Annotated in this window: 22 protein-coding genes; 15 read left to right on the forward strand and 7 right to left on the reverse strand. The window is 54.1% G+C overall.

Features of this window, described 5'->3' with window-relative positions:
* The first annotated feature begins 8 nt into the window (after positions 1-8).
* Positions 9-1637 carry an isovaleryl-CoA dehydrogenase gene (locus LH22_RS04545; protein WP_038644420.1) on the forward strand — a complete coding sequence of 543 codons (1629 nt, stop codon included), beginning with the start codon at positions 9-11 and terminating at the stop codon, positions 1635-1637.
* Here LH22_RS04545 and bsmA read toward each other — a convergent pair.
* Complete coding sequence (gene bsmA, locus LH22_RS04550; RefSeq protein ID WP_038644423.1) at positions 1611-1937, reverse strand: biofilm peroxide resistance protein BsmA; 327 nt, start codon at positions 1935-1937, stop codon at positions 1611-1613. The genes LH22_RS04545 and bsmA overlap by 27 nt on opposite strands.
* Positions 1938-1992: 55 nt before the next feature.
* Positions 1993-3924 (reverse strand): methyl-accepting chemotaxis protein, encoded by a 1932-nt coding sequence (locus LH22_RS04555; RefSeq protein ID WP_038644426.1) that lies wholly within the window; start codon positions 3922-3924, stop codon positions 1993-1995.
* Positions 3925-4084: 160 nt separating this feature from the next.
* On the opposite strand from LH22_RS04555, the gene yjfP reads away from it, so the two are divergent.
* Complete coding sequence (gene yjfP / locus LH22_RS04560) at positions 4085-4834, forward strand: esterase (protein WP_038644429.1); 750 nt, start codon at positions 4085-4087, stop codon at positions 4832-4834.
* Positions 4835-4881: 47 nt separating this feature from the next.
* Here yjfP and LH22_RS04565 read toward each other — a convergent pair whose 3' ends face one another.
* Positions 4882-5088: a hypothetical protein gene (locus LH22_RS04565; RefSeq protein ID WP_038644432.1), complete on the reverse strand. Its 207-nt coding sequence runs from the start codon at positions 5086-5088 to the stop codon at positions 4882-4884.
* A 383-nt stretch (positions 5089-5471) separates the two neighbouring features.
* On the opposite strand from LH22_RS04565, the gene rpsF reads away from it, so the two are divergent.
* Genes rpsF through rplI form a run of 4 tightly spaced genes read left to right on the forward strand, consistent with a single transcriptional unit; the run spans position 5472 to position 6912 of the window.
* Positions 5472-5867: a 30S ribosomal protein S6 gene (gene rpsF / locus LH22_RS04570; RefSeq protein WP_034829324.1), complete on the forward strand. Its 396-nt coding sequence runs from the start codon at positions 5472-5474 to the stop codon at positions 5865-5867.
* Positions 5868-5873: 6 nt separating this feature from the next.
* Positions 5874-6191, forward strand: coding sequence for a primosomal replication protein N (gene priB / locus LH22_RS04575; protein WP_034829319.1), 318 nt, complete (start codon positions 5874-5876; stop codon positions 6189-6191).
* A 4-nt stretch (positions 6192-6195) separates the two neighbouring features.
* Positions 6196-6423 carry a 30S ribosomal protein S18 gene (gene rpsR / locus LH22_RS04580; RefSeq protein WP_002210155.1) on the forward strand — a complete coding sequence of 76 codons (228 nt, stop codon included), beginning with the start codon at positions 6196-6198 and terminating at the stop codon, positions 6421-6423.
* A 39-nt stretch (positions 6424-6462) separates the two neighbouring features.
* Positions 6463-6912: a 50S ribosomal protein L9 gene (gene rplI, locus LH22_RS04585; protein WP_038644435.1), complete on the forward strand. Its 450-nt coding sequence runs from the start codon at positions 6463-6465 to the stop codon at positions 6910-6912.
* Positions 6913-7089: 177 nt separating this feature from the next.
* On the opposite strand, the gene LH22_RS04590 is transcribed toward rplI, so the two are convergent.
* Entirely contained in the window at positions 7090-7746 is a 657-nt protein-coding gene (locus tag LH22_RS04590) for a LysM-like peptidoglycan-binding domain-containing protein (RefSeq protein ID WP_156102775.1), read from the reverse strand.
* A gap of 214 nt (positions 7747-7960) precedes the next feature.
* Between LH22_RS04590 and fklB the strand changes: the two genes are divergently transcribed.
* The 3 genes from fklB to LH22_RS04605 all read left to right on the forward strand — a co-directional run bounded on the left by fklB (position 7961) and on the right by LH22_RS04605 (position 9257).
* Complete coding sequence (gene fklB, locus LH22_RS04595) at positions 7961-8581, forward strand: FKBP-type peptidyl-prolyl cis-trans isomerase (RefSeq protein WP_038644441.1); 621 nt, start codon at positions 7961-7963, stop codon at positions 8579-8581.
* A 121-nt stretch (positions 8582-8702) separates the two neighbouring features.
* Positions 8703-8951 (forward strand): type II toxin-antitoxin system Phd/YefM family antitoxin, encoded by a 249-nt coding sequence (locus tag LH22_RS04600; protein ID WP_038644444.1) that lies wholly within the window; start codon positions 8703-8705, stop codon positions 8949-8951.
* The gene (locus LH22_RS04605) at positions 8952-9257 is read left to right on the forward strand and encodes a type II toxin-antitoxin system RelE/ParE family toxin (RefSeq protein WP_038644447.1); all 306 of its coding nucleotides are present in this window, start codon (positions 8952-8954) and stop codon (positions 9255-9257) included.
* Positions 9258-9261: 4 nt separating this feature from the next.
* Here the strand turns inward: LH22_RS04605 and LH22_RS04610 are convergent, their stop codons facing one another.
* Positions 9262-11208 (reverse strand): bifunctional 2',3'-cyclic-nucleotide 2'-phosphodiesterase/3'-nucleotidase, encoded by a 1947-nt coding sequence (locus LH22_RS04610; RefSeq protein WP_038644450.1) that lies wholly within the window; start codon positions 11206-11208, stop codon positions 9262-9264.
* A 293-nt stretch (positions 11209-11501) separates the two neighbouring features.
* Here LH22_RS04610 and cysQ point away from each other — a divergent pair, with 293 nt between their 5' ends.
* A complete protein-coding gene (gene cysQ / locus LH22_RS04615; RefSeq protein ID WP_038644453.1) occupies positions 11502-12248 on the forward strand; it encodes a 3'(2'),5'-bisphosphate nucleotidase CysQ in 747 nt (248 codons plus the stop codon).
* Positions 12249-12512: 264 nt separating this feature from the next.
* Here cysQ and LH22_RS04620 read toward each other — a convergent pair whose 3' ends face one another.
* Positions 12513-13067, reverse strand: a complete 555-nt coding sequence (locus tag LH22_RS04620; RefSeq protein ID WP_052059346.1) for a YtfJ family protein — start codon at positions 13065-13067, stop codon at positions 12513-12515.
* Positions 13068-13380: 313 nt separating this feature from the next.
* Here LH22_RS04620 and LH22_RS04625 point away from each other — a divergent pair, with 313 nt between their 5' ends.
* Positions 13381-13587, forward strand: coding sequence for a DUF1107 domain-containing protein (locus tag LH22_RS04625; protein ID WP_031280153.1), 207 nt, complete (start codon positions 13381-13383; stop codon positions 13585-13587).
* A gap of 86 nt (positions 13588-13673) precedes the next feature.
* Here the strand turns inward: LH22_RS04625 and LH22_RS04630 are convergent, their stop codons facing one another.
* Entirely contained in the window at positions 13674-15011 is a 1338-nt protein-coding gene (locus tag LH22_RS04630) for a hemolysin family protein (protein ID WP_034829259.1), read from the reverse strand.
* A 448-nt stretch (positions 15012-15459) separates the two neighbouring features.
* Here LH22_RS04630 and tamA point away from each other — a divergent pair, with 448 nt between their 5' ends.
* From tamA to LH22_RS04650, 4 genes are all read left to right on the forward strand, one after another.
* Entirely contained in the window at positions 15460-17199 is a 1740-nt protein-coding gene (gene tamA, locus LH22_RS04635; RefSeq protein WP_038644462.1) for an autotransporter assembly complex protein TamA, read from the forward strand.
* Positions 17196-20966 carry an autotransporter assembly complex protein TamB gene (tamB, locus tag LH22_RS04640; protein WP_038644464.1) on the forward strand — a complete coding sequence of 1257 codons (3771 nt, stop codon included), beginning with the start codon at positions 17196-17198 and terminating at the stop codon, positions 20964-20966. The genes tamA and tamB overlap by 4 nt, the downstream gene beginning before the upstream one ends.
* A 2-nt stretch (positions 20967-20968) precedes the next feature.
* On the forward strand, positions 20969-21322 hold the full coding sequence (locus tag LH22_RS04645) for a gamma-glutamylcyclotransferase family protein (RefSeq protein ID WP_038644468.1): 354 nt from the start codon (positions 20969-20971) through the stop codon (positions 21320-21322).
* Between the two features lie 114 nt (positions 21323-21436).
* A complete protein-coding gene (locus LH22_RS04650) occupies positions 21437-22753 on the forward strand; it encodes an IS4 family transposase (protein WP_038644473.1) in 1317 nt (438 codons plus the stop codon).
* The last annotated feature ends 17 nt before the right edge of the window (positions 22754-22770 follow it).

The following is a 22770-nucleotide window of genomic DNA, read 5'->3' on the forward strand; positions in this document are numbered from 1 at the left end:
GCCACATTATGACCTGGACAACCCACAGCGTTTTCAATCAGCCCCATCCTCTTAGTCATAGCAATTTATTCACCCGCGATATCGCCTTGTGCGAGGCCGTCGTGCGCGAAGGTGCAGGCTGGGATCGCGAATGGCTGGCCTCTGTTGGACTGCAACTCGGCAGCGCTGAATCGCTGGAATTAGGTCGGCTGGCGAATACCCAACCGCCTGAGCTACAGCGCTATGACGCACGCGGTGAGCGGCTGGACGAAGTGCGCTTTCATCCCGCCTGGCATCTGCTCATGCAGGGTTTGTGCGCCAGCCGCTTGCACAACCTAAGCTGGCAGCCCGATGTTCAGCCTAATGCGATGGTAGCGCGTGCCGCGCGCTTTATTCTGCATGCTCAGGTCGAAGCGGGTTCACTCTGCCCGGTCACCATGACGCATGCCGCCATTCCGCTACTGCAAAACCATCTGCCGGAAGCCTACGATGATTGGCGCGAAGCGCTGCTGAGCGATCGCTACGATGCGCATCATCAGCCGGGCAATAAAAAGCGCGGCCTGTTGATTGGCATGGGCATGACCGAGAAGCAGGGCGGAACCGATGTGCTCAGCAATAGCACGCGCGCGGAACCTATTGGGTCACGCGGTACGGGTGAACCTTATCGCATTACCGGTCACAAATGGTTTTTCTCTGTGCCGCAAAGCGATGCGCATCTCATTCTGGCGCAGACTTCGCAAGGGCTGAGCTGTTTCTTTCTGCCGCGTCTGCTGCCTGATGGCACGCGCAACGCGATTCGCATTGAGCGCCTGAAGGACAAGCTCGGCAACCGATCCAACGCCAGCGCCGAGGTGGAATTCCAGGATGCGATTGGCTGGCTGATGGGCGAAGAGGGCGATGGCGTGCGGCTGATCTTAAAGATGGGCGGCATGACGCGCTTTGATTGCGCGCTGGCCAGCCATGGCTTGATGCGCCGCGCCTTATCGATTGCCCTGCATCATGCACAGCAGCGTCAGGTTATGGGCAAAAACCTTAGCGATCAACCGCTAATGCGCACCGTGCTGGCGCAGCAGGCCTTGCAGCTGGAAGGGCAAACCGCGCTACTGATGCGATTAGCACGCGCATGGTCCACGCCTGCCAGCGAGCACGAACGTTTGTACGCACGGCTATTCACGCCCGCCGCCAAGTTTGGCATTTGCAAAGCCGGCATACCGTTTGTGGCAGAGTCGATGGAGGTGCTGGGCGGTATCGGCTACTGCGAAGAGAGTGAACTGCCACGTCTGTACCGCGAGATGCCAGTCAACAGCATTTGGGAAGGCTCAGGTAACGTGATGTGCCTCGACGTGCTCCGCGTGCTGGGTCGCCAGGCCGATGTGATGACCATGCTTAACGATGAATTTGAAGCGGTAAAAGGCAGCCATCGCCACTTTGATCGTCGCTGGCGCCAGTTAAGGCTGCAGCTTAACCATGTGCGAGAAGGTATGGCGCGCGAGGTGACGCAGGAACTGTTACAACTGGCGAGCGCGGCGATTCTGTTGAAAGTGGCTGAACCGCCGTTGGCCGATGGCTGGTGCGATCAACACCTTGATATGCGGGGGCGACGTTCGCTGAGTGACGATCTCAGCACGCGCTTACTGCTGCGAGCCAGCACTGGCTGACGGCGCGCCATAGAGAATGGCGGTGCCGTACCAAAAGCCAGGCAGTGTGGTTTCATCCAGCATCAGGATTTGGTAGTAAACCGCGCCCGCCTGATTCGCTCGTGCGGCTAATGCGCGCTCGGCATCATCCGGTGAGCCACGGGTGGAGACCGTGATATTGCCCAGTTTGCGCAAGCCATAGCTTTGCGCGCGGCTGATTTCCTGCGCGTGGCTGGTTGGCGGTGGTGGGGCTTCCGGTGTGGTTTTAAACGCGGCACAACCGGTTAGTAACAGGCTCAACACCAGTAAAAAGCGACGCATAATACGCTCCTGATAAGGAAGATGGCTCCAGTTTAGGCCATCTTCCCCGTTCACATCAGTCTTTCAAATGAAAAACACTCACCAGCTGGGTTAAATGATGACCCTGCTGGCTCAACGTCTGCGCTGTGGTTTCCGATTGGGTAACCATATCGCTGCTTTGGTGCGTCGCCTGGCCAATATGATTCATCGCCAGATTCACCTGACCAATGCCCGCCGCCTGTTCCTGTGCTGCGATATTGATTTCGCCCATCAGCGTTTTCACCTGGTCAATATGGCTAACAATATGCTGCATTGCATCGCGCGTTTGCTCGGACAGCGCATGGCCGGCCGCGACTTTATCGATGGAGGTGGCGATCAAGTTATCGATCTCTTTAGCCGCATTGGCACTGCGTTGCGCCAGCGCACGGACTTCCGCTGCGACCACGGCAAAGCCTTTGCCATGCTCACCGGCACGCGCCGCTTCCACCGCCGCGTTTAGCGCCAGAATATTGGTCTGGAATGCAATGGATTCAATCACATGGGTGATATCAGCGATGCTCTGTGAAGCCACGCGGATCTCCGCCATAGTTTCGACCGAGCGCGCTACCGTACTGCCGCCATGATTGACGGTGCTGGCCGCTTCACCCACCAGCGCCATCGCCTGGCGCACGTTGGCCGCGGTTTGCGCCACGGTGGCACCAAACTGCTCCATGCTGGCAGAGGTCTCTTCCACGCTACTCGCCTGACGATTGATCTGTTCGCTGATGCTGGAGCTGCTGGCGGCGATAGTGTCAGTGCCACGACTGATATCGCGTGCCGCATGACGAACCTGACTCACCACTTTTTCCAGCCCATCGCCGATGCCGTTAATCGCCGCGACCAGTTGACCAATTTCATCACGGCGGGTGGAATCCAGATGCGCCTGCAAATTACCGGCCGCATACTGCTCTGCCAGATGAATCACCTGCTGCAACGGGCGCGTAATGGCGCGTCGGCTATACCAGATGAAGCCCACGGCGAAAGCGATGACCAGGGCAAGCCCAATGGCGATAAACAGGTTACGGCTCTGGGTAATCGGTGCCAGCAGGCTGGCGCGGCTGACTTCGCCAGCGATAATCCAGTTCCAGCCCGGCAGCTGCTGCCACGCCAGCAGCTTAGTCTCGCCATCCAGTTGAATACTCAGCAATCCTTTGGATTGGGTTAACAGCTGTTGCTGGACAGACTGATCCCAGCTCGGCAGCTTGCCTTCGGATTGACGATCAAACAGATACTGTCCTTGCGTGCTGCCGGGGGCGCCGTTGAGTACAAAGAAGGTGCCGCTGTCGCCGAGATGGCGTGCCAGCACTTTGTCGCGCATCAGGGCATATTGCGCATCGATCTGCACGCCGACAAACAGAATGGCGATCACCGCGCCGCTCTCATCCTGTACCGGCTGATACTGAGTGATATAGCGATGGCCAAACAGCGTGGCCAGCCCGCGATAGACTTCGCCCTGATTAACGCTGCGCCAGGCTGCGCTGCTGCGGTCAAGTCGGGTGCCAATGGCGCGATTGCCATCCTCTTTTTTCAGCGAGGTGGCAATACGAACATAGTCTTCACCATCACGCACAAAGATGGTCGACACTGCACCGGTACGATCGAGAAAATCATCCACCGCGATTTGATCCAGATTGAGGGTTTTCAGCCCCGCGCGCAGGGTTGGCGTGCTAAGTTCGCCGACCTGAATACGCTCATTCTCATCACGGCTAAAGCGCTTGGGCAGGAAACTCTGGAACAGTTTGGTGTAGTTCGCCACTTCTTCAGACAACGTGGCGTTAAACATGGTGGCCATTTCATTAATGCCCAGCACCTGATTCTGCATATCATCGGTCGCCAGCTGTTCCAGTTGGCGAGCCGCGTTATGGCTCAGGGTTAAGGTCAGGGTAAACAGCACAATTGCCACGCTTAAAGACGTCAATACAGACAGTTTAATGCCGAGACCCATGGCGCTGAGAGAGAGACGCTTCATAAAGTACCTATTTCAAGACTATTGGAGGGGTACAAGATCAACGGCAATTGCGGCAAAAGGTTTAGTACAGAAATTATTCTGATTAAATGTGAAGTCGCTCGCGTTTTGCCGCTCAGCGCTTACACTGTGACGGGTGATAATCATTCTCAACGGAGGCGGTATGATTGAGTTGGCAACGGAAAACCTGGCAGGTATTGAGTGTATTCATGCGGCTCCCGCAGGACAGCGGCAGGCACGTTTACCCACCATCCTGTTTTACCACGGATTTACCTCATCCAAAGAAGTCTACAGCTACTTCGCGGTGGCGCTAGCGCAGGCTGGGTTTCGCGTAGTGATGCCGGATGCCGATATGCACGGAGCGCGCTACAACGGGGATACCGAAACGCGTATGACGCACTTCTGGGAGATCCTCAAACAGAACATCGACGAAGTACCGCTGTTAGAAGCGGCGCTGCGTGAGAAAGATTTGATTGCCGATGAGCGCTTTGCGGTGGCTGGTGCTTCGATGGGCGGCATGACCGCATTGGGCGCGATGGTGCGCTATCCGCAGATACATAGCGTCGCTTGTATGATGGGCTCCGGTTACTTTATGCAGTTGAGTCAAACGCTGTTCCCGCCGCTGGTGGCGCGCACGCCAGAGCAGAAAGAGACGCTAGCTGCCCGCCTCGCGCCGCTGGCGCCTTACGATCCCAGCCAGCAACTGGATAAACTGGCCAATCGGCCGCTGCTGTTATGGCACGGCGAAGCCGATGAAGTGGTGCCGTTCGCTGAAACCGTCAGGCTGGAGAAAGCGCTGCGTGAAGCCGCGTTGAATGAAAAAATGACTTACCTGTCGGAAAAGCAAATCGGCCACAAAATTACGCCTTCAGCCCTGACTGCACTGGTGAGTTTTTTCAAGCATCAGCTGTAGAAACAACTCGGGCTGGCAAAGATGCCAGCCCGTTACGTCATCCGATTTTACAGCTGTGAAGACAGACGATCTGCTGCACTGGTATTCGCACTGACTGGGTTGCTGCCAGGCGTATCCAGCCGGTTGACATAGACATAGCCTGAAGCCGCATTGCTGCTGTTACTTCTCATCTGCTGCGCGTAGTCAGCGGAGCTGGCGAAAGCGGGTGGAGACAGGAAGAGACCCAGTAAAGTGGCGAAAATGATGGTTTTCATATTCGACTCCTCACTCCAGGGATTGCACTCTCAGACGCCGCGAATAAGCCAAACCGTTGCGCCTGTAAATAGTTTAGTTCTTCGCCACATTGATGCCAGATCGCCCTGTTGAACGCCTCCATCAGCGATTTTGAACAAACCTTCGCTAACCTGCTGAATCTTAATCCTTAGCACAAAAGGTGCGCTTAACTGGCATGACCCAAGGGATTTGATGAATTGTGCGCTTGAGTTTCCAGGGGGACGCCAGTATGATTACGCGTCAATTTTTCAGCTGCATTCAGAGGTGTGTTTCATTTAAATGATTCACAACCTATAACGTTCCTTGCTTCCATGGGCCGCAGCTGACCCCGACAGGAGGCTGAATAATCCGTAAGGAGCTATCGATGCGTCATTACGAAATCGTATTTATGGTCCATCCTGACCAGAGCGAACAGGTTCCAGGTATGATCGAGCGTTACACTGGTGCTATCACCGGTGCACAGGGCACGATTCACCGTCTGGAAGACTGGGGCCGCCGTCAGCTGGCTTACCCAATCAACAAACTGCACAAAGCTCACTATGTTCTGCTGAACGTAGAAGCACCGCAGGAAGTGATTGACGAGCTGGAAACTAACTTCCGCTTCAACGACGCCGTTATCCGCAGCATGGTTATGCGCGTTAAGCACGCGGTAACTGAAGCATCTCCGATGGTTAAAGCGAAAGATGAGCGTCGTGATCGTCGCGAAGACTTCGCTAACGAATCATCAGATGACTCAGATGCTGGGGATTCTGAAGAGTAATCCGACATGACGGCAAATCGACTGCGCCTGTCAGGCACTGTGTGCAAGACGCCAGTTCGAAAAGTCAGTCCGTCAGGGATTCCTCACTGCCAGTTCGTGCTTGAGCACCGTTCTGTGCAGGAGGAAGCCGGTTTTCACCGGCAAGCCTGGTGTCAGATGCCGGTGATTATCAGCGGCAGCACCCATCAGGTGATTACTCAACATATAACGGTCGGTACGCAACTCGTTCTCGAAGGTTTCATTAGCTGCCATCAGGCACGCAATGGTCAGAGCAGAATGGTGTTACATGCCGAGCAGATTGAATTGATAGATTCTGGAGACTAGCCAAATGGCACGTTATTTCCGTCGTCGCAAATTCTGCCGTTTCACCGCGGAAGGCGTTGTAGAGATTGATTACAAAGATATCGCTACACTGAAAAACTACATTACCGAAAGCGGTAAAATTGTCCCGAGCCGTATTACCGGTACTCGTGCAAAATACCAGCGTCAGCTCGCTCGTTGCATCAAGCGCGCTCGCTACCTGTCCCTGCTGCCATACACTGATCGTCATCAGTAATTGGTAGTTGTCCATTAACGACTTTAAGAGGATAAGGTAATGCAAGTTATTCTGCTTGATAAAGTAGCAAACCTGGGCAGCCTGGGTGATCAGGTTAACGTTAAAGCGGGCTACGCTCGTAACTTCCTGGTTCCACAGGGTAAAGCTGTTCCTGCTACCAAGAAAAACGTTGAGTTCTTCGAAACACGTCGCGCTGAACTGGAAGCCAAACTGGCTGACGTTCTGGCTGCTGCTAACGCACGTGCAGAGAAAATCAACGCACTGGGCACCGTTACCATCGCGTCTAAATCAGGCGACGAAGGTAAACTGTTCGGTTCAATCGGTACTCGCGACATCGCTGATGCAGTGACTGCAGCTGGCGTTGAAGTGGCTAAGAGCGAAGTGCGTCTGCCAAACGGCGTTCTGCGTTCTACCGGTGAGCACGAAGTTGACTTCCAGGTTCATAGCGAAGTGTTCGCTAAACTGGTTGTGAATGTAGTGGCTGAGTAATCTACTCTAAATAATTCAAGGTGCGGGAAGGCGGCAAGGGAATGAATCTCAGGAGCTTACTTAGGTAAGTGACTGAGGTGAATGAGCGAAGCCAACGCATCAGCAACTTGAAGTATGACGAGTATACTCGGTAACGCGAAAACGCCGGCCCTGTGCCGGCGTTTTTGTTTCTGCGATTTACTGGGCGCGGATAAAGCTGCCGTCGGGCTGACGGGTAAACAGCACCGGGCCGTTGCTGCCATCCACCGTTAATCCTGTCACCACGCCTTGCGCGTTCTGACGAATCTTCACCTGTTGTCCATTCTTCAGTGCGCTAAGAGGCTGATCGTCGCCCTCAACGCGTGCCATGGCGAACACATCATTGACCGGCAGATTATTGTCGCGGAACAGCTGTGCCAGCGTCTGACCTGATGCCACGGTATAGTTGTGCCACTCACCCTGAGAATCGGTTTTCGGTTGGGTGTTCTGCGGCTGCTTGTTGTCGTAAATCTCCGCCTGCAACGGCACCTCTTTGCTGCTGTTATCTGCCGGGCGCTCAATCGGATATTGCGGCGTACTGCTCGGCCAGAGAAACGCCAATAGCAGAACCAACAAGGCAATCACAATGCCACGGCGATGGAAGGCCGGCAGTGGGTTCATCCAGCGCACATCATCCAGCAGATGCCAGACGCGCAGCAGCACGGCGGGAACGCGGGAAGGGGTATCAGAAGCCATTCGTGAATCCTCCTCGCTGGCGGCCTTGCGCGGAAATTGCGGCAGCCAACGTTGCAACCTCGATAAAGTAAAAGCACGCGGTGCGCGCGTCCTGCGGCGTCGTGGGGCAATCTGGCCCATGTATTCTCTCTTTCTTAGCGCTGTACGACGAAAACGTTGCCACAGCTATAGTATGGGCAATGCGGGCACGAAGTGCCTGCCAGCATTGAAAAATTTGACCTGCGTATTGTTTCTCTTTCGCTGAGAAATGTCATCTGCGGCGCTGCAGATTTTACGCCAGCCGCCTGCGCTGTTATGCTGCCGTTTCTATTTTCTCCGGGATTAAGGAATCAAGATGACCACCCCTTCATTCGACAGCGTCGAATCACAAGCAAGTTACGGTATCGGTTTACAGGTCGGCCAGCAGCTGCAGGAATCTGGACTGCAGGGTCTGCAGCCGGAAGCACTGCTCGCGGGTCTGCGCGATGCGCTGGAAGGGAACTCACCGGCTGTGCCTGTTGATGTGGTACATCGCGCGCTGCGTGAAGTGCACGAACGTGCAGAAGGCGTACGACGTGAGCGAGTGGAAGCCATGGCGGCTGAAGGCCATAAATTCCTGGAGCAGAATGCCCAGCGTGAAGGCGTGAGCAGCACGGAATCTGGTCTGCAGTTCAGCGTAATCGCTCAAGGCGATGGCCCGATTCCATCACGTCAGGATCGTGTCCGTGTGCACTACACAGGCAAACTGATCGACGGTACGGTGTTTGATAGCTCAGTGGCACGTGGCGAACCGGCTGAATTCCCGGTAAGCGGCGTTATCGCTGGCTGGATTGAAGCGCTGACCCTGATGCCAGTGGGTTCTAAGTGGGAATTAGTGATTCCACAAAACCTCGCCTACGGCGAGCGCGGTGCAGGTGCATCCATCCCGCCATTCAGCACATTGGTGTTCGAAGTCGAGCTGCTGGAAATTCTGTAATCATTCAGCAATTCATTGAAACCGGCATAAATGCCGGTTTTTTTGTTTGTAAATCTGGCTGATCTTTACCCGATTGGCTAATACAATGAGCGAATCGAACGATTCAAGCGGAAGGTGCGAAATGTATTTACTCTCTGCCAACGAAGCTAAAACGCAATTTGGGGATATGCTTCTCAAAGCTCAGCGTGAACCGGTACAAATCAGTCGGAACGGAAAACCTGTCGCCGTTGTCATATCTGCTGAAGAGTTTCAGGCAATTGAACTCATGAAGCAGCAGTTTTTACAGGAAAAAATTGCCCGAGCCAGAGAAGACGTTGCCAACGGACGACTGACCGATGGTGAAACATTTTTCAATCAATTACTGGATTAAATGGCCAAATTTCAGCTCACGGATGAAGCGCGGCAGGATCTTGTCGATATTCGTCAGTTCACCTTACAGCACTGGGGCGAAGCGCAGTCTCATCAATACTTGAGGCGTTTGCAGCGCACATTACACACGCTGTCTGAACTCCCAGCCATGGGGATCAGCAGAACGTCCGATCTTGCCGAAGGCGTACTCAGTTTTCCCTTTGTTAGCCATATGATTTATTACCAGGTAATGCACCAGGGAATTATTGTGCTCGCTGTTGTGCATCAAAGCCGGGTGCCTTCCATTCATTTGGCAGCCCGGCTATAGCCTGTTACTGCTTCTGCAAATCTACCTGCCAAATCGCAAAACCAATCTCGTCACTGCCCACCGCTTTCATCGGATAATCTGCGTACTTCTCAATAAACTGCGTGGCTTTCTCGCCTGGTGCGGTTTCAAAGCGAATATCCAGCGGCGTATCACTGTGAATCGGCGCTAAACGCCAGTTGTGATCGGCCTGCGGTTTCACTTCGCCGTGTGCTTTGGTTTCGCTACTGATATAAGCCGCGACCACTGAACGGTTCTCATCCGGTGAGGCAAATGCCACATATTTATCGCCGGTGCCGGCAAATTTACCGCCATAGGCGCGATAGTTGTTGGTGGCGACCAGGAATACCGCGTTGGGATCGATGTGCTTACCTTGCCACGTCAAATCTTTAATGCGTGAAGCGTCTTTATTAATCAACGTACATTCACCGTCGTAGCGCGCAGGTTGCGTGACATCAATTTGATAATCCACGCCGTCAATCACATCGAAATTGTAGGTACGAAAATCCCAGTTAATCAGTGCTTGCGGTTTTCGAGTGTGTGGATCGATCTGATTAAACTGCGCGGCCGAGCATTCCAGCCACTCCTTCACCTGCGCACCCGTCACTTTCATCACCACCAGCGTATTGGGATAGAGATAGAGATCGGCGGCATTACGGAAGGTGAGTTCACCTTTTTCCACTTCGGTATAACTGGCGGGATCGTTTTTACGACCACCGGCTTTAAACGGTGCGGCAGCGGAAAGTACCGGCAGGCGGCCGAGATCGGGATCGCCCTGAATGAAGTGCTCAACATAGGCGCGCTGCGCATTATTGACGATCTGCACGGTAGGATCGTCCTGCACCAGCGACAGATAGCTGTACATCACATCAGCCGATTTACCGATCGGCTTAGCAACGAACTCACGCGTGGCACGATGATCAGGCTCCAGCACTTTCACCAGATCGGCGTCTTCTGCTGCCAGTGCTTTTTTGGCAACCGGATCGTAAATGGGCCGCGCTTCAGTTTTACCCTGGGTGACCTGCCATTTCCCGCCTTCATTATTTAGCACCAAATCGACCACGCCGAGATGATCGCCCCACATGCCGGGCATCACTGCCGGAACACCGTTTAGCGTGCCCTGTGCGATGTCAGCGCCCTGAATGGCCGTGAACTCTTTACTGGGGAATACCGCATGCGCGTGACCAAACATAATGGCGCTAATGCCCGGCACCTGGCTGAGGTAGTAGACCGAATTCTCCGCCATGGCGTGATAAGGCTCACTGCTTAAACCTGAGTGCGGAATAGCGATGATTATTTCAGCACCTTTTGCGCGCATTTCCGGCACATAGCGCTTCGCTGTTTCCGTGATGTCATCAACACGCACCTTACCCTGCAGATTGTTGCGATCCCACACCATAATCTGTGGTGGAACGAAGCCGATGTAGCCAATTTTTAAGCGGTGCGCGCTGCCGCTGCGGTCGGTAACGGTGGTTTCTTTGATTAAGTAGGGGGTAAACAGCGGTTTTCCGCTCTTTTCATCGATAATATTGGCATTCACATAGGGGAAACGCGCGCCGGCAATCGCCTTCTGCAGATAGGGTAAGCCATAATTGAATTCGTGATTGCCTAAGTTGCCCACTGCGTAATCCAGCGTGTTCATCGCTTTATAAACCGGATGCACATCCCCTTTTTTCAGCCCCTTAGCCGCCATGTAATCGCCCAGCGGGCTGCCCTGAATAATGTCGCCGTTATCAACCAGCACACTGTTTTTCGCTTCCGCGCGCGCCTGCTGAATCAGCGTGGCGGTGCGCACCAGACCAAATTTCTCGGTTGGCGTATCTTTGTAGTAATCGAAATCCATCATATTACTGTGCAGATCGGTGGTTTCCAGAATGCGCAGATCCACGGTAGCAGCCTGTACCGTTGCAGCAGATACACACAGCGCCAATAACGACATGCTCGCTTTGAACATCGCTTGCTCCTTGTTCGTTCGAATGGGCCTCTCAAAATAATGTAAAACAATGACGAATTATCATTTCAATTTGTGATGAAGCTCGGACTTTTAAGCCTTCGTTGCCGCAGTCGCGTGGTGAAAAGGGAATCAGCATCGCGCCATAGCCGCCATCTATGAACTATGGTATTGATAATCATATAGATTGCCGTTTCAGACAGTTCAGCCGCAAAGCATGGGAACACAACTGCTAAAATGTGTTGAGGTGAGCTGTTGATGTCTGACAGGCAGAATCAGCGGAAAAGAGGTGAAGTATGTTAGATAAAATTAGCCAACTGGCGCGTGAAGCGGGTGATGCCATTATGCATGTCTATGCGGGTGAGCAGCCGATGGATGTGACGAGCAAGTCGGATGATTCGCCGGTGACGGCTGCCGATCTCGCGGCACACAAAGTCATCGTGGAAGGGCTTGCCGCGCTCTCCCCAGAAGTGCCGGTATTATCAGAGGAAGATCCGCCGAGCTGGTCTGTGCGCCAGAACTGGAAAAAATATTGGCTGGTTGATCCACTGGATGGCACCAAAGAGTTTATCAAGCGCAATGGCGAATTTACCGTCAATATTGCCTTGATTGAAAACGGCAAGCCGGTATTAGGTGTCGTCTATGCGCCCGCGCTGGGTGTGATGTATTCGGCAGCTGAAGGCAAAGCCTGGAAAGAAGAGGGCGGCCATAAAACGCAAATTCAGGTGCGCGAGGCGCGTCCACTGCTGGTGGTTGTCAGCCGTTCGCATGCAGATAAAGATGAAGAGCTGAAAGAGTATCTGACGCAGTTAGGCGAACATCAAACCACGGCGATTGGCTCTTCGCTGAAATTTTGTCTGGTGGCGGAAGGCAAAGCGCAACTGTATCCACGTTTTGGGCCAACGAACATTTGGGATACCGGAGCGGGTCACGCGGTGGCCATTGCGGCGGGTGCCCACGTACATGACTGGCAGGGCAAAACCCTGGACTACACGCCGCGCGAATCTTTCCTGAACCCGGGTTTCCGCGTTTCGCTGTTTTAATTGCGGGTGCGCATCACTGCGCACCCTTTAAAAATGCTACCCGGTATTTTCCCTGTAAAAGTCCGCGATGAGCAATGGAAGCTCATCCTGAATTTTCGTCGTTAAAAGATCTGCGATAAGTCCTGAAAATGCATCCTGCATTTTCGCCGTAAATATCCCAATCAGTTAACAAACCCCAGCCAGTCGTTGTGCTTTTAATATGCGGGATGAGGTGGACGTGTAGTCGGGCAACATAGGGTCGTACCTTGATGGCGACCACTGTTTTTACTGCAACAGCTCACGGATCAGCTTCATCGCCTGCTGCACTTCATCCTGCGTAAGTGCACCCTCTTTGGCGTAACGCACATGCCCGGTCTTATCCAGCACCACAATCGTTGAACCGCCTTTTTCCAGCTGCCAGACTTTACGCACGTTGCCATTGCTGTCGACAATAAACTGCGACCACGGATATTGCTGCTTGTTGCTCTCAATACTGCTGCGCACAAACATCCCCGTGCCAGGAATCGCATCGTCAGTGTTCACAATGGTGGTGGTCTGGTAACGGTCATGCGGGAATTTTGCCGCTTTTATCGCTTCAATCAGCGCGGCATTCTGTTCTTTAGCCGAAGAACGCCCGGCAATATGTAAGATGACACGCACTTTTCCACTCAGCTGCGCGCTATTCCACGGTTGGTAGCTAAACTTATCTTGTTGATAAAGCAGTTCGCCCCTGTCGCTCACGCCTACTGGCGGAACACGATCGCCGATCTTAAAAGCATGAGCTGAGACAAGGCTGGGAACCAGCAGTGCCAGTGCTAAGACTGAGTGTGCCAAACGCATGGTGATGCTCCTTAGTGATCCGACCAGTTATTCATGTTTTTGCAATATTAGGTGTGGATGATGCGCCTGTCGCGATGAGTTAACAGCTTTGCAACCCACGCCACAATTCCTTAATGAGTGAAGGTTTATACTGGGTTTTGTGAACGTCATAACAGAGTGTTCTGTAATAATGTGTCAATTCAGTAAAAAATTCACCTTTTCGGAACATACGTAACGTTTGGTGTTCTATAGTTATGCCTCATTTGCGCTTCATGGGTTCGTACCGGATTTGGCAACGACGAAGCGTAGTACATCTGTTCAGGAGTTAGACAGTATGAAAATCTTCCAGCGCTATAATCCGCTGCAAATTGCGAAATACGTAAAAACGCTTTTTAAAGGAAGGTTGTATATTAAGGATGTTGGCGCGTTTGAGTTCGATAAAGGCAAAGTGATGTTGCCCCGCGTCAAAGATAAACAGCACCTTAGCGTGATGTCCGAGATCAACCGCCAGGTCCTGCGTTTGCAAGCCGAGTACAACTAAGCAGTAAAAAGAAAGGGCGCCATGCAATCAGGCGCCCTCAGTAGCGGCGCGAGAAATCGCGCCTTGTTTTTTTCTGCCGCCCGGTACTATGGCGACTCCAGCTCATCAGTGGCGCTCTTCGTCACACTCAGCACCGGCGGACGATCGTCTATACGCGTCACCAGCAGCTGGTCGATGCGATAACTGTCGATATCCACCACTTCAAACTTGTAACCTGAGAACTTGACGAAATCGGTGCGTTTCGGGATTTTGCGCAGCATGTACATCATGAAACCACCAATGGTTTCATAGTTGCCGGACTGTGGGAAATCATCGATATCCAGCACGCGCATCACGTCATCAATCGGTGTGCCGCCTTCAACCAGCCATGAGTTCTCATCACGCGCCACAATCTGCTCTTCCTGACCCTGGCCGACCAAATCACCCATCAGCGTGGTCATCACGTCGTTGAGGGTAATAATCCCCACCACCAACGCGTATTCGTTCATGATGACCGCGAAGTCTTCGCCCGCGGTTTTAAAGCTTTCCAGCGCTTCAGAGAGCGTTAACGTGTCCGGCACAATCAGCGCAGAGCGAATCTGCACGCCGCTGCTCAGGGTCAGGCTCTGATTGCCCAGCACGCGCAGCAGCAGCTCTTTGGAATCGACATAGCCGACGATATGGTCAATGTCGCCATCACACACCAGGAATTTAGAGTGCGGATGCTGGGCGATTTTGGTTTTGAGGCTGTTTTCATCTTCGTGCAGATCAAACCACACCACGTTCTCGCGTGACGTCATCGAAGACGGCACGGTACGCGATTCCAGCTCAAACACGTTTTCGATCAGTTCGTGTTCCTGTTTACGCAGCACGCCAGCCAGCGCACCGGCTTCCACCACCGCGTAAATATCGTCGGAGGTGATGTCGTCTTTACGCACCATCGGCAGCTTGAAGATGCGGAAAAACACGTTGGCCAGCCCGTTAAACAGCCACACCAGCGGGCGCATCACCAGCAAGCAGAAGCGCATCGGATTGATGATGCGCAGCGCCACCGCTTCTGGCGCAATCATCCCCACGCGCTTCGGCGTTAAATCGGCAAACAAAATAAACAGGCTGGTGACGACGGTGAAGGAACAGATAAAGCTGAGCTGATCGGCCAGTTCAGGGGCCATAAAGCGGCTAAATAAACTGCTGAAGGCGGGGGAAAACGCGGCATCACCGACAATACCGCCGAGGATGGCCACGGCATTGAGGCCAATCTGCACCACGGTGAAGAACATGCCAGGCTGTTCCTGCATTTTCAGCACGCGCTGCGCATTGATGTTGCCTTCATCGGCGAGCAGTTTAAGTTTGATCTTACGGGCAGCCGCCAGCGAGATCTCCGAAAGAGAAAAGAATGAACTGATCACAATCAGTAAAAGAATGACAAGTAAGCTATCGAGCATAAAAGATCCGTTGGGTTAATCACTTGTCATTTTTGGCCTGGGCAGCGCAGGGGAACATCCAGTATTCACCTGTCATACAGAGCTATCCGTGCCAAAAATGTCTGCGCCATTTCGACAAGGAACGTTAACGTCGGGGCAGAAAGGAAAGCAGGTCATGCCTGCTGGGTGCTGATTATAGCAGCAGCGCTTATGCCGCCGCCAGAGGCGCGCACAAGGAGGTCGGAATAATCCGAGTGCGCCCCTCTCTATCGCAGAAGTGCGGCTTCGGTGTTGTATCGATCCCCCCATTTACCGACAATAGGAAATGATTTGGCTTAGTGACCATTTTCCTCAGCCATCCGCCAAAAAGAGCGGCTATGCTGATGGGTAAGCGAGTGGTGGTGATAGCCTCCGATGAGAAATAACGCCCCTGCGGAATAAGGGGCAGGCATTATTAACAGGAGTACGCGTGCCGCGATTGCATATTTATTGTTTGGCCAGCCTGTTGCTTGCTGCACCTGCCGTTGAGGCAGCGAAAGTGCGCTTGCAGCTTGAAGGGCTAACCGGGGATTTACAAAAGAACGTCAGGGCACGCTTGTCCACCATTGGTACTGACGAAGTGTCGAGCGATGGGCGCTTCCAGGCGCGTGTTTCACAGGCGATCAAAGAAGGGTTGCGGGCACTCGGTTATTACGAACCCGAAATCGATTTCGAATCGCGTCCTGCACCGCCGCAGGGTGGCAGACCGGTGCTGATCGCCCACGTCAAACCCGGTGAGCCGGTGAAAATTGGTGGCAGCCACATCGTGGTCGAAGGGGCGGCGAAAAACGATGATGATTATAAAGCCTGGGTGAAGCAGGGCACGCCGAAAGTTGGCACCCAACTCAATCACGGCGAGTACGACAAATTTAAAAATGGCTTCTCCAGCCTGGCACTGCGTAATGGTTACTTCGACGGTGACTTTAAGCAAAGCCAGCTTGGCGTTTCGGTCGAAAGACGCGAAGCATTCTGGGATATCGACTACGACAGTGGCCCGCGCTACCGTTTTGGCGATGTCAGTTTCCAGGGCTCGCAAATCAACGAAGCCTATCTGCGTAATCTGGTGCCGTTCAAAAAGGGCGACCCTTACAGCTCGCGCGATCTGGCGGAATTAAACCGTCGTTTATCCGCCACGGGTTGGTTTAACTCGGTGGTCGTCGCTCCTGAATTCGACAAGGGCCGTCAAACCAAAGTGCTGCCGCTCAATGCGGCGGTATCGCCACGGGTTGAGAACACCATCGAAGCCGGTGTGGGCTATTCCACCGACGTCGGCCCGCGCCTGAAAGGCACGTGGAAAAAACCGTGGATTAACAGCAGCGGTCATAGCCTGACGGCCAGTTCCTATATTTCCGCGCCTGAACAACAGCTTGATCTCAGCTATAAAGTGCCCTTGCTGAAAAGCCCGCTGGAGCAGTATTACACCTTCTCGGGTGGTTTGAAGCGTACCGATCTCAACGACACCAAAGCGGACACCACCACGCTGGGCGTTTCGCGTAACTGGGACAGCAGCTCCGGCTGGCAGCGCGCGGTTAACCTGAAGTGGAGTCTCGACCACTTCACCCAAGGCAGTGTCACCAACACCACCATGCTGCTCTATCCAGGCGTGAGTTTGAGCCGCACGCGTTCGCGCGGTGGCTTGATGCCAACCTGGGGCGACTCGCAGCGTTATTCCGTCGATGTCTCCGATACTACCTGGGGATCGGATGTCGACTTCCTGATCCTGCAGGCGCAAAACGTCTGGATCCGCATGCTGGGCGAGAAAAATCGCTTTGTGGTACGCGGTAACCTTGGCTGGATCGAAACCAACGATTTCGACAAAGTTCCGCCTGACCTGCGCTTCTTCGCCGGGGGCGACCGCAGTATTCGCGGCTATAAATACAAAGATGTCTCGCCGCGCGACAGTGACGGCAAGCTGACCGGTGCCTCCAAAATGGCCACCGGCTCGCTGGAGTATCAATATAACGTGACCGGCAAGTGGTGGGGCGCGGTGTTTGTTGATTCTGGTGAAGCGGTAAATGACATCAAACAGAGTGATTTTAAAACTGGTGCCGGTGTTGGCGTGCGCTGGGCTTCTCCGGTCGGGCCAATCAAATTTGATATCGCGCGGCCGATTGGCGATGACAAGGAACATGGTTTGCAATTCTATGTAGGACTGGGGCCTGAACTATGAAGCTGTGGAAAAAGGTCCTGATTGGATTCGGTATTTTTCTGGTGGTGCTGTTTGGCAGTGTGGCGTTTCTGATTGGCACCACACCCGGATTGCATCTGGTGCTGAAAGGTGCCGATCGCTGGGTACCCGGTTTATCGATCAACAAAGTCGAAGGCGGCTGGCGCGATCTGACGCTGAGTGGTGTGAAGTATGAGATGCCGGGCGTGAGCGTGGATGCTGGACGCTTCCATCTGGCGCTCAATCTTAACTGCTTGCTGCACTCGTCGGTGTGCGTGAATGACATCGGTTTGCAGGATGTGAGTGTGGTGGTCGACAGCAAGAAAATGGCCCCGGCCGCTGCGCCCCCGCCGCAGGAAGAGAGCGGTAGCACCAACCTGACCACGCCGTATCCGATTACGCTCAGCAAGATCGGCCTGCATAACATCAATGTCAAAGTGGATGACACGTCCATCTCGCTGCTGGACTTCACCACCGGCCTTAACTGGCAGGGGCGCGCGTTGACGTTAACCCCAACGCATATTCAAAGTCTGCTGATTGCGCTGCCGAAGGCGGCGAAAGTGGTTGATGAGCAAGTGGTGCAGCCGAAAGTGCAACAGCCGCAGCCGGATGAGAAACCCTTGGGTGAAACGCTGCAAGAGATGTTCGCTAAACCGCTGTTACCCGAACTGCCTGACTTCCAGCTGCCTTTGGATATCACCGTACAGGAACTGCTCGGCGAACAGCTGCGCTTGACCGGCGATACCGATGTGTCGATTACCCGTCTGTTGCTGAAAGCCAAAACCGCTGACCGCCATCTTCAGTTAGAAACCTTTGACATCGATTCACCGCAAGGGCAGTTGAACGCCAGCGGTGATGCGCAGCTGGCGGATAACTGGCCGGTGAATTTCGCGCTCAGCGGATCGTTAAATCTCGAACCGATCAAGGGCGAGAAGATCAAAATGAATCTCAGCGGGGCGATGCGTGAAGAGCTGAAGCTGGGGCTGAATCTCTCTGGCCCGGTCCGCGCACAGCTGGATGCCGCTGCACAACCGGCGGTGGCGGGTCTGCCACTGTCACTGAAACTCACCAGCCCGGAGTTGCGCTGGCCGCTTACCGGCCCGGTGCAGTATCAGGCGGATAACCTCGATTATCAGTTCAAAGGCAAAGCCACTGATTATGTGATGTCACTGCGCACCGCGGTGAAAGGCGAAGCCGTGCCGCCGGCGACCATTTCACTTGATGGCAAAGGCAACGTGCAGCAGTTCAGCCTGGACAAGCTGCGCGTGGCAGCACTGCAGGGTAACGTTGATTTAACCGCGCTGGTGGACTGGAGCAAAGCCATTAGCTGGCGCAGCGAATTGACGCTCTCCGGCATCAACACTGCCAAACAGTACCCGGACTGGCCAGCCAAACTCGACGGCAAAATTGCCACGCGTGGCAGCCTGTACGGCGGCAGCTGGCAGCTGAGCGTGCCGCAGCTGGAGCTGAAAGGGAACGTGAAGCAGAACGCCGTCAGCGCCAATGGCTCACTGACCGGCAACAGCTATAACCAGTGGAAAATCCCGGGTATCAACCTCGCGTTGGGCCGTAACCATCTGGACGTGAAAGGTGAACTGGGCGACACGCTCAACCTGGATGCCAATATCGATGCACCGCATCTGGATAACGCACTGCCAGGACTCGGCGGTGTGGCGAAAGGCACGGTAAAAGCGCGCGGCACCTTACAGGCACCGCAGCTGCTGGCCGATCTCACCGCAACCGGCTTGCGCTGGCAGCAATTGCAGATCCGTCGCGTGGCGCTGGAAGGCGATGTGAAATCCAGCGATCAGATCGCCGGTAAGCTGCAATTGCGCGTCGAGCAACTGCAACAGGACGCACTGAAAATCAATCTGCTGAAGCTGAACGCTGATGGCAATGAGAAGCAGCATCAGCTCAAGCTGAACGTGGAAGGCGAACCGGTCTCCGGTCAGTTGGCACTCAACGGCAGCTTCGATCGCAAAACCGAACGCTGGCAGGGCAATCTCAACAACACGCACTTTGATACCCCGGTCGGCGAATGGCGTCTGACGCGTGCGATGGCGATTGATTACCTCAACACTAAGCAGACCGCCACCATCGGTCCGCACTGCTGGCAGAACCCGAATGCGCAACTGTGTGTACCGGAACCGATTGAAGCCGGGGCCAGCGGTCATGCCCATGTGGTGCTGAACCGCTTCGATTTGGCGATGATCAAACCTTTCCTCACCGATGCGACCAAGCTTAATGGCGTATTCAGTGGCGATGCGCGGGTGAACTGGACCGCCGATGGCGCGCTGCCAACCGGTACCGTATCGCTGAAAGGAAACGGCGTGAAAGTCGAACAAGACGTGCAGGGCAACACGCTGCCGATCGCCTTTGACACGCTTAACCTGAATGCCGCGATGCGCAACGGTCGTGCCCAACTCGACTGGCTGATTCACATCGTCAACAACGGCCAGCTGAGCGGTAACGTGCAGATTGCCGATCCGCAAACCCGTCGTCAGCTCTCGGGCAACATCGGTATCAGCAATCTGTCGCTGGCGATGTTCAACCCGGCGTTGATGCAGGGCGAGAAGATCAAAGGCAATCTCAACAGTAACCTGCGTCTGGGCGGCACACTGCAACAGCCGCAGGTGTTTGGCCAGTTGGGGTTGAGCGATGTCAACGTGCAGGCCAGCTTTATGCCGGTCACACTCACCTCCGCCAATCTGAACATGGTGTTCAATGGCATGAGTTCGACGCTTAACGGTTTGTTGCAGACGACGCAGGGCAACCTCAATCTGGGCGGCAATGCCGACTGGAGCCAGCTGGATAACTGGCGAGCGCGTATCACTGCGCAGGGCAACCGTATTCGCGTCACCGTGCCGCCGATGGTGCGTATGGATGTTTCGCCAGACCTGGTGTTTGAAGCCACGCCAGCCGCGTTTAATCTGGATGGTAAGGTCGATATTCCGTGGGCGCGTATTACGGTGCAGGAAGTGCCAGAAAGCGCCACTGGCGTCTCCTCGGATGAGGTGATGCTGGATAAAGATCTCAAGCCGATTCAGCCGAAGACCGCCGCCATCCCGATCAATAGCAACCTGGTGATCCACGTCGGTAACGATGTGCGGCTGTCAGCCTTTGGTCTGAAAGCCAAGCTGAATGGCGATCTTAAACTGGTGCAGGATAAAACCGGTCTGGGCTTAAACGGACAGATCAATATTCCTGATGGCCGCTTCCACGCTTACGGGCAGGATTTGATTGTGCGTAAAGGCGAGCTACAGTTTGCCGGGCCGCCAGATCAGCCGTACGTCAACCTTGAAGCGATACGTAACCCGGAAGCCACCGAAGATGATGTCACCGCCGGTATTCGCGTCACCGGCCTGGCCGATGAGCCGAAAGTCGAGGTGTTCTCTGACCCCGCCATGTCGCAGCAGGAAGCGCTTTCTTACTTATTACGCGGTCAGGGACTCAGCAGCGATGGCGACAGTAATGCATTAACTTCAGCACTTGTGGGGTTAGGGGTTGCACAAAGTGGTCAGGTTATGGGTAAAATCGGCGAGACATTCGGCGTCAGTAACCTCGCACTTGATACCACCGGTGTGGGCGACAGCCAGCAGGTGCAGGTGAGCGGTTATGTGCTGCCGGGTCTACAAGTAAAATACGGTGTTGGCATATTTGATTCACTGGCGACGTTAACCTTGCGTTACCGCCTGATGCCCAAACTCTATTTGGAAGCCGTGTCCGGTCTCGATCAGGCACTGGATTTGCTCTATCAGTTTGAGTTTTAGCAATGCGAATAATTGTCTACGGCAGTTTACGGCGCAAACAGGGAAACAGTCACTGGATGACGAATGCGCAATGGCTCGGCGACCATCAGATTGAGGGGTTTGCGCTCTACAATCTGGGTCACTATCCGGGCGTCGTTGAAGATGAGGGAACCGTCTTCTGCGAAGTGTATCGCATCGACGTCAGCACGCTTGGCGAACTTGATGCCTTGCGCACCAAGAATGGCGAATACAAACGCCAACTCATCCAGACGCCTTACGGCAGTGCCTGGCTGTATGTCTATCAGCGTTCGATTGCGGGTCGTACCCGCATTGCGAGCGGTGACTGGCTAAAGCGCGACGACGCACCCGAGGCATAAATAAAAACACCGTCCATTGGACGTAATGCCGATCAGTTAAGACAAAAATGATCGGTTGAACGATCCGGCAGTTCTGCAAGAATCCGTAATCTCTCAGGGATTACGGATTTTTTTATGCTTCTCAGTCAGGCTCTCGATATTGTTCATAACTTTACTCCTCAGGAGTTCTCGACGCTTTCTGATCTCCTTTCTCCTGAACTTATTGACGAGTGTCTCGCGGATACCGGGACAGTAACGTTACGAAAGCGCCGGTTATCGATGGAAATGATGGTCTGGGCAGTGACCGGCATGGCACTTTTTCGCTCCCATTCGATGACTCAGCTCGTCTCTCACCTGGATATTCTTCTGCCGGGAAAAAGGCCCTTTGTTGCGCCCAGCGCGGTTGTGCAGGCCCGGCAGCGATTTGGCGAAGATGTTATCCGATTAATGTTTGAGAAAACGCAGCGCCTGTGGTTTGAAAAGACACCGTTGTCGCACTGGAACGGACTGACTCTGATGGCGGTGGATGGCACCGTATGGCGTACCCCTGACACACCAGAGAATGATGCCGCCTTCGGGCGAACGGCCAATATTAATAAGTGCTCTGAGTGGCCGCAGGTGCGAATGGTCTGTCAGATGGAAGTCACCAGTCACCTGCTGTCAGCAGCAGCGTTCGACAGCGTCTCAGCTGTCGGCGAAGCCGATCTTGCCGCTCAGCTTATCCCACAGACCCCCGACCACTCTCTGACCCTCTTTGATAAAGGTTTTTATGCGCTGGGTCTGCTGCACGCCTGGCAGTCAGCGGGAACGGAAAGACACTGGATGCTGCCGCTGCGCAAAGGAGCACAGTACCGTGTAATCCGTAGCTTAGGGGCCGGGCAGGCGTTGGTGGAATTACAGCTGTCGCCGCAGGCGAAGAAAAAATGGCAGGGTGCTGCGGACACGCTGACGGCAAGGCTTATCAGCAAAGAACTCAACGGAAAAACGGTTCAAATCCTGACATCCATGTGCGACCCCCTGAGGTATCCCAAAGCAGATGTCGTGGATTTATACGGCCATCGCTGGGAAATAGAGCATGGGTTCCGCGAGATGAAACAACACCTGCTGAATAATGAGCTGACGCTGAGAAGCAAAAAGCCAGAACTTGTGCGTCAGGAGCTGTGGGGCGTGGTCCTGGCCTATAACCTTCTGAGGTTCATGATGGCGCAGATGGCGTACAGCCTGAAAGGCGTGGAACCTTATCAGATGAGTTTTAAGCAGTCCGCACTGTATCTGAGAAGTCATCTGAGCCTGCTACCGGGCATCTCACCGGGAAAAATACCGCGGATAATGGAAGAGATAATGGCGATGGCGCCAGGGCTGGTGCTGCCGGAAAGAAGAGTGCGGCATTACCCAAGGGCGGTAAAAAAGAAGCCGCAACGTTATCCGTTGCGGCCTCCATTAAGATCTTAACTGACAAGCATTACGTC

The sequence above is a fragment of the Pantoea rwandensis genome, assembly GCF_000759475.1.
In the GTDB taxonomy this organism is placed as follows: domain Bacteria; phylum Pseudomonadota; class Gammaproteobacteria; order Enterobacterales; family Enterobacteriaceae; genus Pantoea; species Pantoea rwandensis_B.